The organism is Arthrobacter sp. Hb9-2, from assembly GCF_059091165.1.
The window spans coordinates 40,847-55,010 of the sequence record NZ_JBNHGJ010000015.1 but is presented as its reverse complement, the minus strand read 5'-3'; the positions used below and the strand labels follow the sequence as shown (position 1 = coordinate 55,010).

11 protein-coding genes are annotated in these 14,164 nt (G+C 65.9%); 5 read left to right on the top strand and 6 right to left on the bottom strand.

Annotated features, from left to right (window positions below):
* Nucleotides 1-30 precede the first annotated feature (30 nt).
* Nucleotides 31-1,107, top strand: coding sequence for an ATP-dependent DNA ligase (locus AC5RV1_RS10490; RefSeq protein ID WP_493994484.1), 1,077 nt, complete (start codon nt 31-33; stop codon nt 1,105-1,107).
* Between the two features lie 5 nt (nt 1,108-1,112).
* Here AC5RV1_RS10490 and nikE read toward each other — a convergent pair whose 3' ends face one another.
* The 6 genes from nikE to AC5RV1_RS10460 form a co-directional block, all read right to left on the bottom strand.
* Nucleotides 1,113-2,732, bottom strand: a complete 1,620-nt coding sequence (gene nikE, locus AC5RV1_RS10485; RefSeq protein WP_493945498.1) for a nickel ABC transporter ATP-binding protein NikE — start codon at nt 2,730-2,732, stop codon at nt 1,113-1,115.
* Nucleotides 2,729-3,559 carry an ABC transporter permease gene (locus AC5RV1_RS10480; RefSeq protein WP_493945497.1) on the bottom strand — a complete coding sequence of 277 codons (831 nt, stop codon included), beginning with the start codon at nt 3,557-3,559 and terminating at the stop codon, nt 2,729-2,731. Before AC5RV1_RS10480 ends, nikE begins: the two co-directional genes overlap by 4 nt.
* A complete protein-coding gene (locus AC5RV1_RS10475; RefSeq protein WP_493994483.1) occupies nt 3,552-4,493 on the bottom strand; it encodes an ABC transporter permease in 942 nt (313 codons plus the stop codon). Before AC5RV1_RS10475 ends, AC5RV1_RS10480 begins: the two co-directional genes overlap by 8 nt.
* Nucleotides 4,494-4,520: 27 nt before the next feature.
* Nucleotides 4,521-6,077 carry an ABC transporter substrate-binding protein gene (locus AC5RV1_RS10470; RefSeq protein ID WP_493994482.1) on the bottom strand — a complete coding sequence of 519 codons (1,557 nt, stop codon included), beginning with the start codon at nt 6,075-6,077 and terminating at the stop codon, nt 4,521-4,523.
* Nucleotides 6,078-6,287: 210 nt separating this feature from the next.
* Nucleotides 6,288-7,085 carry an LGFP repeat-containing protein gene (locus AC5RV1_RS10465; RefSeq protein ID WP_493994481.1) on the bottom strand — a complete coding sequence of 266 codons (798 nt, stop codon included), beginning with the start codon at nt 7,083-7,085 and terminating at the stop codon, nt 6,288-6,290.
* Between the two features lie 854 nt (nt 7,086-7,939).
* Nucleotides 7,940-9,259 carry an MFS transporter gene (locus AC5RV1_RS10460; protein WP_493945495.1) on the bottom strand — a complete coding sequence of 440 codons (1,320 nt, stop codon included), beginning with the start codon at nt 9,257-9,259 and terminating at the stop codon, nt 7,940-7,942.
* 233 nt (nt 9,260-9,492) lie between these two features.
* On the opposite strand from AC5RV1_RS10460, the gene AC5RV1_RS10455 reads away from it, so the two are divergent.
* The 4 genes from AC5RV1_RS10455 (at nt 9,493) to pcaH (ending at nt 14,161) form a co-directional block, all read left to right on the top strand.
* A complete protein-coding gene (locus AC5RV1_RS10455; protein WP_493994480.1) occupies nt 9,493-10,317 on the top strand; it encodes an IclR family transcriptional regulator in 825 nt (274 codons plus the stop codon).
* Between the two features lie 154 nt (nt 10,318-10,471).
* Nucleotides 10,472-11,353: a shikimate dehydrogenase gene (locus AC5RV1_RS10450; protein ID WP_493994479.1), complete on the top strand. Its 882-nt coding sequence runs from the start codon at nt 10,472-10,474 to the stop codon at nt 11,351-11,353.
* Nucleotides 11,353-13,248 carry a bifunctional sugar phosphate isomerase/epimerase/4-hydroxyphenylpyruvate dioxygenase family protein gene (locus tag AC5RV1_RS10445; protein ID WP_493994478.1) on the top strand — a complete coding sequence of 632 codons (1,896 nt, stop codon included), beginning with the start codon at nt 11,353-11,355 and terminating at the stop codon, nt 13,246-13,248. The genes AC5RV1_RS10450 and AC5RV1_RS10445 overlap by 1 nt, the downstream gene beginning before the upstream one ends.
* A 40-nt stretch (nt 13,249-13,288) precedes the next feature.
* Nucleotides 13,289-14,161 carry a protocatechuate 3,4-dioxygenase subunit beta gene (pcaH, locus tag AC5RV1_RS10440; RefSeq protein ID WP_493994477.1) on the top strand — a complete coding sequence of 291 codons (873 nt, stop codon included), beginning with the start codon at nt 13,289-13,291 and terminating at the stop codon, nt 14,159-14,161.
* Nucleotides 14,162-14,164 lie beyond the last annotated feature (3 nt).

The window sequence follows — 14,164 nt, the reverse complement described above, 5'->3', positions numbered from 1 at the left end:
GGGCAGCCGCCTCCGGGCAAGATGGGCAGCATGGAACTTCCCGTGATGCCGCCCGTCCCGCCCATGCTCGCCAAGGCCGTCAGCGGCATCCCTGAAGGAGAGCTCAGCTACGAGCCCAAGTGGGACGGCTTCCGGTCCATCATCTTCCGGGACGGCGACGACCTGGAGATCGGCAGCCGGAACGAAAAGCTCATGACCCGCTACTTCCCGGAACTGGTCGAGGCGCTGAAGGAAAACCTGCCGCCGCGCTGCGTGATTGACGGCGAGATCATCCTGGTGGGCGCCTCAGGGGACCGGCTGGATTTCGACGCCCTGCAGCAGCGCATCCATCCCGCAGCGAGCCGGGTTAAGCTGCTCGCTTCCCAGACACCTGCCTCGTTTGTGGCGTTCGACCTGCTGGCCCTGGGTGACGACGACTATACGGACCGGCCCTTCACCGAGCGGCGGGGAGCGCTGGAGAAGGCCCTGTCGGCGAGCAAGGCCCCTGTCCACCTCACAGCCGCCACCACGGACAAGGACACGGCCGAACGGTGGTTCCGGCAGTTCGAGGGGGCCGGTTTGGACGGCATTGTGGCCAAGCCGCTTGCGGGCCGGTACCAGCCGGACAAGCGGGTGATGTTCAAGACCAAGCACGAGCGCACCGCGGACTGCGTGGTGGCAGGCTACCGCATGCACAAGAGCGGACCTGACGCCATCGGCTCGCTGCTGCTCGGTTTGTACAAGGACGACGGCGGCCTGGCCAGCGTCGGCGTAATCGGTGCCTTCCCCATGAAGCGCCGGCAGGAGCTGTACGAACAGCTTCAGCCCCTGGTCACCGACTTTGAGGGCCACCCGTGGGCCTGGGGCAAGCAGGAGGAAGGGGAAAGGACCCCGCGCAACGCCGAAGGCAGCCGCTGGAGCGCCGGCAAGGACCTCTCCTTCGTGCCGCTGCGCCCGGAACTGGTGGTGGAGGTCCGGTACGACCACATGGAAGGCGACCGGTTCCGCCACACGGCACAGTTCAACCGCTGGCGGCCGGACCGGGACCCGGAGTCATGCACCTACGCCCAGCTTGAGGAACCCGTCAACTTCGATCTGGCATCGGTACTGGAGACCGGCCGGCCGTAGCGCACCTAGGGCTTCGCCACATCCAGGACGCTCCACAAGCCGTCCGCGCGGCACGGAATGGAGGCCTCAACCAGCGCCTGGCTGTGCGGGTGCCGCGGTGCCGCGAAGAAGTCCTTGGTTTCCGCCACCTCCACGACGCGCCCCTCCAGCAGGACGGCAACCCGGTCGCACATGTACCGGACCACATCCATGTCGTGCGAGATGACAATCAGGGCCAGGTTCCGTTCACGCTGCAGGCGCAGCAGCAGGTTCAGGATGGTGCGCTGGGTGAGGGCATCCAGTGCCGAGGTGGCTTCGTCGCAGATCAGGACCTGGGGTTCCAGCAGCAGGGCCCGCGCGATCGTGGCGCGCTGGAGCTGGCCGCCGGAGCACTGGCCCGGCCGCTTGTCCAGCAAGGCTGCATCCAGCTCCACCTCGGCCATCACCGCCGCAATCCGCTCGTCACGCTGTTCCGGTGAAAGATCAAGCCGTGGGCGCAGCGGCGCTTGGAGGCTGGTGCGCAGTGTCATCCGCGGGTCAAAAGCGCTGTGGGGTTCCTGGAACACGAGCTGCACTGCGGTGGCCTCACGCGGACCCGCAGCGTCCAGCTGCCGGGAGATGGTGCCCGTGCTCGCCGCCTCCAGTCCCACAATGGCCTTGGCCAGGGTGCTCTTGCCGGACCCCGACTGGCCCAAGACACCCAGGATCTCCCCGCGCTTAAGGGTCAGCGAAACGTCCTGCAGCGCGGCGTGGCCCAGCTTCCGCCGCGATCCGAAGTGCTTGCCAACGCTGTCCAGCACCAGGATGTCGCGCTCCCGGGAAGGCGGACGACGGCGGGACTCCGGCGCCAGGCGCGCTGCGGCCAGCAGCTCGCGGGTGTAGTCGGTCTTGGGCCGGGTGAGCAGCTCACCAACGGGACCTGCCTCCACAATGCTGCCCGAGTTCATCACAAGCACCCGGTCTGCGAACGCAGCAACGGATGCGATGTTGTGGGTGATGTAGAGAATGCCCAAATCTCGTTCCCGGCGCTCCCTGTCCAGCAGCTGCAGGATCTGGCGCTCCAGCACCTTGTCCAGCGCCGACGTCGGCTCGTCTGCCAGCAGCATCCCTGGTTGCCCGGCCAGGGCCAGGGCCGTCATGGCGCGCTGCGCCATGCCGCCGGAGAGCTGGTGCGGATAGGCCCGGATTCCCTTCCCTGGATCCGCGAAGCCCACCTCCTCGAGCAGCTCCAGCGCCTTGCTCCGCGCCTTCGAGCCACGCAGGCCGGCATGCAGGCGCAGGGGTTCCTTGAGGTGCTGCTCAATGGTCCGGTTCGGGTTGAACATCCGCTTGGGCTGCTGGAACAGCATCCCCAGCCGTCCGCCACGCACCGAGTTGAGCTGGTGCTCGGAGGCGCGGGTCAGGTCCAGGTCCCCAAGCCGGACGGAACCACTGCTGATGCCCAGTCCGGGCGGCAGCAGCTGCAGGCAGGACATCGCGGTCAGCGTCTTGCCGGAGCCGGAACTGCCCACCAAGGCTACAAATTCACCAGGCTCCACGGACAGGGAAACATTGGAAAGCAGGGGCTTGCCGGGAGTCCCGGCGTCGGGGGTCTTGTGGCTCACCTGCAGGCCGTCCAGAACCAGGTGCGCGTTCGCGGGGCTCATTTTTCCGCCATCTGCGGCATGAGCAGCGGCGCCGCGGCCATATGGGCTGCCCGCTGGCCTATCAGGGTCACGCAGAGGGCAACCGTGAAAATGACCAGGCCCGGGGCGAGGATCCCCAGCGGCGCGCGGTCCGCGAACGGTTGGGCCGCCGCCAGCATGGAGCCCCAGTCCGATTGCGGCGGCTGGACGCCCAGGCCCAGGTAGGAGAGGGCACCCACGCTGATGAGCAGGTGCCCGAACCGCAGCGTCGCCTGGCCCAAAATCGGGGCTGCGAGGTGCGGCAGGACGTGCCGGAAGATAATGAACGACGGCGTGCAGCCCACCACGCGGGCAGCGTCAACGAAGCCCCGGGCCGAGACGTCGTAGGCCAGTGTGCGGGCGAGGCGGGCGAAGGGCGTCCACCCGGTGACCACGAGTGCGAGCAGCAGCGGCCCGAAGCCCGTGCCCAGCGCCGCCACAATGAACAGTGCCACCACCATCTCCGGCAGTGCCAGCAGGACGTCGTTGGTGCGGGTCAGGAATTCATCCACCCAGCCCCGCCGCCGTGCGCTGAGGATGCCGATGCCCACGCCCAGAAGGCAGGTCAGCAGCGTGGCCAGTGCGGCCACGGACATGGAGAACCTGCCCCCTTCGAGGATCCGGCTGAGGGTGTCCCGGCCGAGGTTGTCCGTTCCCAGCCAATGCCCCGCTGAAGGTGGAGCCAGGCGTTCGGCCAGGTTCTGCTCCGCGGGCGGGTAGGGCGAGATCCACGGGGCGAGCAGGACCGCCAGCACAATCAGGGCAAGTACCGCCGCGGCCAGCGTTGTGACGTTGAACCATTTACGCAAGGGAAGCTCCCACCGTGCGGCTGAGGAAGCGGTGCACAAGGTCCGCAAGCGTGGTTACGCCGACGGCGAGGGCCACCACTACCACCACGCCGCCCTGGGCAAGCGGGATGTCGCTGTTGACGACGGCGTCGAAGAGCAGCCTGCCCATGCCGGGCACGGCGAAAATGACCTCCACAATGACCGACCCGCCCAACAGGCCGGCGAACCATACGGCGAACAGGGTGGAGAGCGGCACCAGCCCGTTCGGCACCACGTGGCGGAGTATCGCCTGGCCTTGGCTCAGCCCCCTGGCGCGGGCGGCGGGCACGTGCTCGGCGGCCGCCGCATCGATGATGCCGGCCCGTACCGCTGAGGTGAAGAAGCTGATGGGACGCAGGGCCAGCGTCAGTGCGGGCAGGACGGCGGACGAGAGGTCGTTCCATCCAGCAGTGGGCAGGACGGACAGTTTCAGGGCAAAGACCAGCACCAGCACGGGGGCAACCCAGTATTCCGGCATGGCAATAAGCGCCTGGGTAATGGCGGTGATGGCTTTGTCCGGGGTGCTTCCGGGCCGTAGTCCGGCAATGATCCCCAGAGGGAGCGATATGGCGGCGGCCAGGACCAGCGCCATGGTGACCAGGCTGAGCGTGACCGAGAGGGCCGGGAGTACCTGCTCAGCCACCGGCGTGCGGCTGACAAAGGACAGCCCCATGTCACCGCTGAAGAAGTCCCCGAGCCAACGGAAGTACTGGACCGCCAGGGGATCGTTCAGGCCAAGGCTTTCGCTGAGGCCCTGCACCGCGGACTCGTCGACGGCGTCACCCGCCACCCGCGACCGGATGATCTTCCGCACCGGATCACCTGGCGTGAAGTACGGGATCAGGAAGACCGCAAAAGAGGACACCACAACGGCGGCCACCAGGGTGGCCGTCCGTTTGGTGATGAACTGCAGCATTCGCGGCGGGTTTTCGGGGGAGCCGGGCTAGGACGCAGCCTTGCCCGTCTGGGCCGTCAGTACGTAGCGGGACAGCGGATCCTGGACGTAGGACAGGACGTTGGTGCGGATCGCGTCGGTGGCTTGTTCATTCACGAGCCACGCGTTCACTGCCTTGTCCTGGAGGATCTGCCCGGCCTCGGCGTACAGCTTGTAGCGCTCGTTCGTGTCAACTTTTGTGGCGGCTTCGGCGATGATCCGGTCGTACTCAGGGTCGCAGAAGTGGCTCAGGTTGTAGGTGCCCTTGCAGGTGTAGTCGGCGGTGAGGAAGCCGATGGGGTCGGCGATGTCAATCAGCCGGTTCCGCTGGCTGAGCAGCATGTCGTAGTTGCCGGCCAGGACGTCAGGCTCGGCGGAGGCGTATTCCTTGGACTGGATGGAGACGGGGATGCCGATGTTCTTCAGGTTTTCCTGGACGACGGCGGCAACGTCGGCGAATTCGGCGCGCTCCACGATGGCGATGATTTCCAGGGGGCGGTCGGCGGTGTAGCCGGCACTGGCAAGCAGCTTCCGGGCTTCCTCAAGGTTCTGCTGCTGCTTGTCCTGCTTGTCGCCTGCCCAGGGCTCGGAGGGAGCGAAAGGCCCGGTGGCCGGGAGGGCGGCGCCTTCGTAGACGCTGGCAGCGAGGGCGTCGAGGTCGAGGGCCTCCCGGACCGCCTTGCGCACGTCAACGTTGTCCAGCGGTGCGCGGCCGTTGTTCATGTACAGCGTGGCAGTGCGGGGGGAATCGGCACCCAGCACGGAGACGCCGTCGTCCGCCTTCAGCGCCGCGAGGCTCGCGACGGGGATGGAGAGCGAGATGTCAGCTTCGCCCGTCTGCACCTGCGCGGCGCGGGTGGCGCCGTTGGTGATGAAACGGATCTCGGCTCCCGCGAGCTGCACGTCGCCGCCCCAGTAGTTCTCGTTGCGGTCCAGGGTGAGGGACTGCTTTGCCTTCTCAGAGACGGGAGTGAAGGGACCGGTGCAGTGGCCGAACGGGTCCAGGCCCTCGGCCTTGTAGGCGGCGGGTGCCAGGATTCCAGTGTTGACGCTGGCCAGCCGATACGGCACCAACGGGTTCTCCGCCGGGGTGCTGACCCGGACGGTCTGGGCGTCCACCGCGGTGACGCTGCTGATCATGGTCCGGTTGAAGGCGCGGGCGGGGACCTTTGCATCCAGGACATGGTTAAGCGCTGACACCACGGACTCGGCGGTGAGGTCGGTGCCGTCCTGGAATTTGACGCCCTCGCGGATGCTGAAGTCCCAGTCCAAAGGTGAGGTTTGCTTCCACTCGGTGGCCAGCGAAGGCAGCACCTTGCCTTCGGCCTGGTTGTAGGTGGTCAGGGTTTCCAGGCAGCCGGACAGGGACAGGATGTAGGCGGCGTCGGACTCGACGGCCCAGTTGGCTACCGGTGCCCGGAAGTTGTCCACAACAATCCGCTGGCTGGTATCAGCCGCAGCGCTCGGCTGGGAGGACTGGGTCTGGGTGCCGCTGAAGCCGCAGCCGGTCAGGGTGAGGGCAGCGGCCGCGGCCAGGAGGACGCGGGGACGGAGGAACGTACGCACTGAAAACCGCCTAGCAGGGCTGCCTCGGGGAAGGGCAGAAATAAAAAAGGGGACGACTTAGGGTAGCCTTCCCTTCCGCAAATACGTGAATTGATGACTTTGCTGCTCAGCGCCCGGGGAGGGGTATGCCCCTCTGCCGGGTACCCGCCGCCGTGCTTCTCCTGCCCAATTACTGTCCGGGCTTTTGCCATGGCACCGAAACAGCGGAGGTTACGGCGCGTAACCTCCTCCAACGCCGATACCGAGGCCCCAGGTCAGCTGGCCTCCCTGAAAGTACTGGACGCACCCGGTGCCGTCGAGACTGCAATACTCAGGGCTTGTGGGATATCCCAGCGAACCATTTTCTGCACCGGCCGACCTCCACCTGGTTTCCATGCCGCCGCGGATAGGCCAGGCGCCGACTCCCGGAGCCCAGTACATCTTGCCGTAGGTGAACTGCTGCAGGCAGCCGCCGGATCGCAGCCCACACATCTCGCGTGATGTAGTGGGCCCGCCGAGGTAAGTGGCATATCGTTCGAACTTTGCCCCGATTGCGCCTGCTGTGAGCTGAGTACCTGCCCCAGGACTCCACACCAAGTAGGCGCCGCTGTGGAACCGCTGATAGCAAGTGCCTGCGTAGCAGATCTCTTTGAAGAGCGGGTATCCAAGGGCGCCGCTTTCCGCCCCTGATGAGGACCAGGCACTGAGTATGCCACCGCTGATCATCGAGGGGCCCACCACAGGGGCCCAGTATGCCCGGCCCGCTTCAAGCTGCTGCCGGCAACCGCCGCCGGCCAGGCCGCATTGTTCCTCAGACGTGGGCCACCCAAGCTCGGGCCCCGGATAGGTAAGGTAGAAATCTTTTATCGCCCCCGTCATGGTGAACGTCCCGAGCCGGGGTGACGAGAACACTCTTCCGCGGTCGAAGGCCTGGGTGCATCCGCGGTCGGAACATTCGGGGACACCGAAGGGTCCGCCCAGCGCTGAGGCTTTGTCTTTGTAGTAGGTATAAATATCGCCATATGTCACGGCACGATGTTCGTCTCCGCGCGTGTAAGACAAGCCGCGCTCGAATGTCTGGCTGCAGATGGAACCTGAGGAGCACGTGGGGTCCGCCAACGGCCAGCCAAGCTCGTTCGCATGGGAGTAGATCGAGTCCTTCCCGGGGACCAGGATCGCAGGGCCCGTGCTCCGGGCGTAAATGGTTCCATCGTGAAACCGCTGCTGGCAGTTCAGGGCACCATCACAATCCATTCCCGCAACAGGCGACCCAACGGTGGCCGCGAACAGTCCGCCGAGAGTATTCCACTTCAGGTAAATGGCCCCGGAAACAATAATCGGCTGCCGGGCGGCGCCAAGAACATAGATTCCGCCAGTATTAAACGTTCGCCAGCAGGGATAACTGTCCGTGCGGCATTCGGTGATTCCTGCGGGCTCACCGAGGACAGCGCTATTCTCCTGGTAAGCCCGTTCAATGGCTGTCGTTGAGTACTGAAGCGGCGTTGGAGGAGGAGGTGCAGAGGCGGCCACAGCGCTGCCGGCGCTTGGCATGACGACAAATAGGGCGCATGCGAATGCCGCTAGAAGGCTCCGAAGCCGGACCCGATAGGACGCTTTGTGCGCAGGTTGAAATGACAAATTTTTATTGTGCTTCACAAAGGCCCCCAATTAGGGGGACTCCCCCCAGCGTCTACAGAACGCTAAATAGTCTCATGAGAACAAAGGGGCCGTCCACGCATATTCATCCGAACGTTATACGCAGAGCAAAAAAATGCTCCCCGGTTCGGAACTCAATATCGGAGTCCGAGTTCCGGGGAGCAGTTTAGGAGGGATATTTGGCTTTTCACCGTGCAACCGGCGAGGAGCCAACGGCGCTCCGGGAGTTACTTCAGGCCGAGCTGCTTGGTGGGAACTTTGAATGTTTCCTTGGCGGTCAGCGCGGAGATGGCTGCCACTGTGCAGATGACGGCGGTGAAGATGCTGATCTGTACCCAGCCGCCGGCCTTGATGCCGCCCATGGCTGCAACGATGGCGGGGGCGAAGCCTGCCATCAGGAAGCCCAGCTGCGTGCCGATGGCCAAGCCGGAGAAACGGACCTTGGTGCTGAACATCTCGGCGTAGAAGGACGGCCAGACTGCGTTGGAGGCTGCGTAGCCGCAGGAGAAGAAGCCGATGGCGGCCAGGAACATCAGCGGCACGCTGCCCGATTCCAGGCTGAGCAGGAAGACGGGCGTCAAGGCCGCGCTGGCAACGGCGCCGTAGATGAAGACGGGCTTGCGGCCGATCTTGTCCGCCAGCATTCCGAACAGCGGCTGGGTGCCCAGCGCCACGAGGTTGGCGCCCACCACGAGCCACAGGGTGGTGGTGCCGTCCACGCCGGCCACGGTTTTGGCGTAGCTGATGGCGAGGGTGCCGAAGACGGTGGAAACCGCGGCGATGAAGGCGCAGCAGATGACCCGGAGGACGTCGCGCCAGTGGCCCTTGAGCAGGTCGGCGACGGGGAGCTTGGAGATCTGGGCTGTCTTCTGGGCTTCCTCGAAGGCCGGCGGCTCGTGCAGCGTGCGGCGGATAAAGAAGGCGACTACAACCACGACGGCGCTGAGCCAGAAGGGGATCCGCCAGCCGATGCCGTACTTGATTTCGTCCGGAAGTGCGAGCACGGGGATAAAGACGAGGGCGGCGAGGATCTGGCCGCCCTGGGTGCCGGTGAGGGTCCAGGAGGTGAAGAAGGAGCGGCGGTTGTCCGGGGCGTGTTCAAGCGTCATGGAGGAGGCGCCGGCCTGCTCGCCCGCGGCCGAAAGGCCTTGGCAGAGGCGGGCCAGCACCAGCAGTGCGGGAGCCCACCAGCCAACCGTGTTGAAGTCCGGGAGGCAGCCGATCAGGAAGGTGGAGGCACCCATCAGGAGGAGGGTGAACATCAGGACCTTCCGGCGGCCAACCCGGTCGCCGAAGTGGCCCAGGATGACTGCGCCCACGGGGCGTGCAACGTAGGCGAAGCCGAAGGTGGCGAAGGACATGATTGCCGCGTTGGCGTCAGCATCCGGGAAGAAGACCGTGGGGAAGATCAGGGCGGCGGCGGAGCCGAAGATGAAGAAGTCGTAGTATTCGACGGCGCTGCCCAGGAAGCTGGCGAGGGCTGCCTTCTTCGGCGTCCCGGCCGGGGCATCAATGCCTGGCTCGGCGGACGGAAGTATCTGGCTCATGGAGTTCCTTTGATGTGACGACATTGTCGCGAATGGATCAGGGGGACTCGCAGCCGGCGCTGCCTGGGATGGTGGCTTGGCGCGGCACGGCTGGAGGTGCGGGAAAACCCGGACAGTAGCCACATGGTGGGAGCTACTTGTGCGATACAGCAATGGTGACTGTGAGGGCAGTCACTTGTCAAGAAAATAATCATTCACTGGCAATAGCTCTCACATTGTGGCAACATCAAGATATGAGTGTGAACCAAGCCACAGCAGACGATGACGTTGCCGCTGAAGAAAACTCCCCGAAGGCCGGGCGGTCCGACCGCACTGACATGGTGGGCAAGGCCCTGGGGCTCCTGGTCCTGCTTGGTGATGAGCCGCGCGGCGCCAGTGCAGCAGAGATCTCACGGCGGGCCCAGTTGCCCTTCAGCACCACCTACCGCCTCCTGGGCTCCCTCACCAGGGCCGGCTTCGTGGACTACGAGGCCGAGGGCCGCCGGTACCACCTGGGACTGCGGATTTTCCAGCTGGGCCAACGGGTCTCCAACCACCACGGCTTCGCCGGGACTGCCATGCCGGTCCTCCGCCGCGTCACCGAGCAGACGGGGGAGGCGACCATCCTCAGTGTCCGCGACGGGCACCACCACCTCACCGTGAACAAAGTGGACGGTCCCCAGATGTTCCGTGTGACCAGCGATCCGGGGCACCTCGGCTCGCTGTCCACGACCGCCGTGGGCAAGGCGCTGGTGGCATTCGCCGAGGACTCCGAGCGCGAAAAGCTGCTGGCCGAATTGCCGCTCGAGCCGCTCACGCCAAAGTCCATCACGGACAGGGACGCCTTCCGCGCGGAGATCGAGCTGATCCGGCGCCGCGGGTTCGCGGTGATGGATGAAGAGAACGAGACCGGGATGCGTGCCGTCGCGGTCCCGCTCTTCAATGACCAGGGCCACGCGTTCGCCTCCCTGGCCACCGCGGTTCCCGTCTTCCGCCTGAGCCTTGAGGACCTGGAGGCGCACGTCCCCCTGCTGCAGGAGGCGGCCGCGGAACTTGCGGCCAGGCTGCCGCAGCGGTAGCGGAAGCGGCTCGCCGGGCTGCTTTCCACGACCTCCGTTCGTATTACGAACAGTAGTGCGGAAAGAGAACAAATGATGTACCGTAATTTCCATCACCCGGCAGCACGCTCTCCGCAAGGAAGCTGCCCGGTGCCGTATCGAAGGAGCTGCACGGATGAGTAATCGAACTGAGTCCTACCTGGTGGGACTGGTCGGCGATGGCGTGATGCCGTCACTCACCCCGCCCATGCACGAACGCGAAGGTGATGTGCAGGGCCTGCGCTACCTTTACCGCCCGATCGACCTGCTGGAACTGGGCCTGCCTGGCGAATCCGTGGGGCAGCTGCTGCAGAGCGCGCGTAGCCTCGGCTTCAATGGCCTGAACATCACCCACCCCTGCAAGCAGCTGGTCCTGCAGCACCTGGACGAGGTGTCCCCGGACGCCTTGCGGCTTGGCGCCGTCAACACCGTGGTGATCCAGAATGGCCGGTTCGTCGGCCACAACACAGACTTCTCCGGCTTCGCGGCCGCCCTCGCCTCCGGTCTTCCCGGTGCCCGCTTGGACCGCGTGGTGCAGCTCGGGGCAGGCGGGGCGGGATCCGCCGTCGCCTATGCCCTGCTTGGCGCCGGGGTCCGCCACCTGGACCTCGTGGACATGGACGCTGCCCGCGGCGCAGCCCGGGCGGAGGAACTGGCCGGCTTCTTCCCGGACAGCACCGTCACGGCGCGTACGACGGCAGAGCTGCCGCAGCTGATGCCGCTGGCCGACGGCCTGGCGCACTGCACCCCGGTGGGCATGGCCGCCCACCCCGGCGTCCCGCTGGATCTTGGCCTGCTGGAATCCCGGCACTGGGTGGCGGATATCGTCTACCGCCCCATCGACACCGAACTCGTCCGAGGTGCCCGCGCCAAGGGCTGTGATGTCCTTGACGGCGGCCGCATGGCGGTGGGCCAGGCAGCTGACGCCTTCCGGATCTTCACCGGCCTCGAACCTGACCCGGAGCGCATGCGGTCGCACTTCCTGGAGCTCGTCGCAGCCGAGGAGGTGGCTGCCTGATGCGCACCGGAATCGCTACCGTCTGCCTGTCCGGGACCCTGAAGGAGAAGATGCAGGCCTGCGCCATCGCGGGGTTCGACGGCATCGAGATCTTCGAGCAGGACCTGGTCACCTCGCCCCTGAGCCCCGGGGACGTGCGCACCATGGCCGCCGACCTTGGCCTGGGACTGGACCTTTACCAGCCGTTCCGGGACTTCGACGGCGTGACGCCGGACCTGCTTAAGGCGAACCTCCGGCGGGCGGAGGCCAAGTTCAAGCTGATGTCCCGGCTGGGCATGGACACCATCCTGGTCTGCTCCAACGTGGCCACCGCCACCATCGACGATGACGGTCTCCGCGCCTCGCAGCTCGCCGAGCTCGCGGAGCTGGCCGGGGACCACGGCGTCAAGGTCGCTTACGAGGCCCTGGCCTGGGGCAAGTACGTGAACGACTACGAGCACGCGTACCGGCTGGTGGAGATGGTGGACCACCCCAACTTCGGCACTTGCCTGGACTCGTTCCACATCCTGTCCAGGGACTGGGACACCGCGCCCATCGAGAAGCTCAACCCGGAGAAGATCTTCTTCGTCCAGGTTGCCGACGCCCCCAAACTCTCCATGGATGTGCTCTCCTGGAGCCGCCACTACCGCGTGTTCCCCGGTGAGGGCCAGTTCGAGCTCGCCAAATTCATGGGCCATGTGGTCCGTGCCGGCTACACCGGGCCGGTGTCCCTTGAGGTCTTCAACGACGTCTTCCGCCAGTCGGACGTCGAACGCACCGCCGTGGACGCCATGCGCTCGCTCATCTGGCTGGAGGAACAGAGCGCCAAGTGGCTTGCGGGCAATCCAGCGGAAACCGAAGGCGGCAGCAGTGCCGCCTCCCGCCGTCGTTATCCCATGGAACTGGCCACGCTGCCCAAGGTGAGCGAACCGGCCGGGTTCAACTTTGCCGAAGTGAAAGCGGACGACACCGCCCGGCTGGAGAAACTCCTGGGCCAGCTCGGCTTCGCCTTCGAAGGCCGGCACCGCACCAAAAACGTCCAGCTCTGGACCATGGGCCAGGCCCGCGTCATCATCAACGAGCAGGCGGCGTCACACTCGGAACCGGCGATCGCCGCCCTGGGGTTCGACGTCGATTCGCCGGTGATTGCCTCCGCCCGCGCCCAGCAGCTCAAGGCGCCGGTAGTGGCCCGCAAGGTCCAGGCCGACGAGGAAGTCTTCCAGGGCATCTCCGCCCCGGACTCCACGGAGATCTTCCTGTGCCAGGGCAGCCCTGACGGTACCGCCGCCTGGACTGCCGAATTCGGGCAGGGGAGCGGGTCCGGCGAAGGGCTGGAACACCCGCGGCAGGCAGGAAACGCGGTCATTGACCATGTGAACCTGGCCCAGCCCTGGCAGCACTTCGACGAAGCCGTCCTCTTCTACACCAGCGCACTCGCCCTCGAACCGCAGCCGTTCGCGGAGGTGCCCAGCCCCAGCGGACTGGTGCGCTCGCAGGTCATGCAGACCTCCGACGGTGCGGTGCGGCTGGTCCTGAACCTGGCGCCCAACCAGCAGGCCCCGGCGCAGCAGGAGCACAAGACGTACCAGGAACACATCGCGTTCGCCGTGGGCGATCTCGTGTCCGCTGCCCGGTCCGCCCGGGACCGCGGCCTGGAGTTCCTGCAGATTCCGGCCAACTACTACGAGGACCTGGACGCCCGCTTCGACCTTGACCCGGGTTTCCTGGCCACCCTTCAGGAGCTGAACCTCCTGTATGACCGGGACGCCGACGGCGAATTCCTCCATTTCTACACCGCCACCGTGGGCAGTGTGTTCTTTGAAATGGTGGAACGCCGCGGCAACTACGACGGCTACGGGGCGCCGAACGCTCCGGTGCGCCATGCCGTCCAATACGACTCGCTCCATCACCCCTAAAACGACATCCACAGGAAACCACCAACGAAAGGAGCCAGCCGTGCCGCAGGACATCAACGCCCGGCTTGAAGCCGACGAGCTCGTACCGGCCGCCGAACCCCACGCAGCGCACCTGCCCCTGAACCGCGCCGTCGAGACCCAGGCTGACCTCAGCGCAGAGATCAACGGCCTGGCCGACGCCTACGCGCGTGCCCTCAAGGACGGCGCCCCGGCCGAGACCCAGCCCCGGCTGGACTACCCGCCCTACCGCAGCAGCATCCTGCGGCACCCCACCAAGAGCCTGCATCACGCGGACCCGGAGACCATCGAGCTGTACTCCCCGGCGTTCGGCCACCAGGACGTGCACGCCCTGGAATCGGACCTGACCATCCAGCACAACGGCGAGCCGCAGGGCGAGCGGATCATCGTGGCAGGCAAGGTGCTGGACGGAAACGGCCGCCCGGTGGCAGGCCAGCTGGTGGAGATCTGGCAGGCCAACGCCTCCGGCCGCTACATCCACAAGCGCGACCAGCACCCCGCACCGATCGACCCCAACTTCACGGGCATCGGCCGCTGCATCACCGGCCCCGACGGCTCCTACCGTTTCACCACCATCAAGCCGGGCGCCTACCCGTGGAAGAACCACCTCAACGCCTGGCGCCCCGCGCACATCCACTTTTCGCTGTTCGGCAGCGAATTCACCCAGCGGATCATCACCCAGATGTACTTCCCCGGGGACCAGCTCTTCCCGCTGGATCCGATATACCAGACCATCGTGGACCAGGACGCCCGCGACCGGCTGGTGGCCAACTACGACCACAACCTCACGGAGCCGGAGTGGGCGCTGGGCTACAACTGGGACATCGTCCTGACCGGTCCCAAGCGGACCTGGACCGAAAACGAGGCGCTGGGCGCAGAGGGCGATGAGGAATAGAAA

What these genes read in the sequence shown, in the direction of transcription:
- AC5RV1_RS10490 (WP_493994484.1), top strand. Translation starts at nt 31, where the DNA reads ATGGAACTTCCCGTGATGCCGCCCGTCCCGCCCATGCTCGCCAAGGCC.
- AC5RV1_RS10475 (WP_493994483.1), bottom strand. Translation starts at nt 4,493, where the DNA reads ATGCTGCAGTTCATCACCAAACGGACGGCCACCCTGGTGGCCGCCGTT.
- AC5RV1_RS10455 (WP_493994480.1), top strand. Translation starts at nt 9,493, where the DNA reads ATGAGTGTGAACCAAGCCACAGCAGACGATGACGTTGCCGCTGAAGAA.
- nikE (WP_493945498.1), bottom strand. Translation starts at nt 2,732, where the DNA reads ATGAGCCCCGCGAACGCGCACCTGGTTCTGGACGGCCTGCAGGTGAGC.
- AC5RV1_RS10460 (WP_493945495.1), bottom strand. Translation starts at nt 9,259, where the DNA reads ATGAGCCAGATACTTCCGTCCGCCGAGCCAGGCATTGATGCCCCGGCC.
- AC5RV1_RS10450 (WP_493994479.1), top strand. Translation starts at nt 10,472, where the DNA reads ATGAGTAATCGAACTGAGTCCTACCTGGTGGGACTGGTCGGCGATGGC.
- AC5RV1_RS10445 (WP_493994478.1), top strand. Translation starts at nt 11,353, where the DNA reads ATGCGCACCGGAATCGCTACCGTCTGCCTGTCCGGGACCCTGAAGGAG.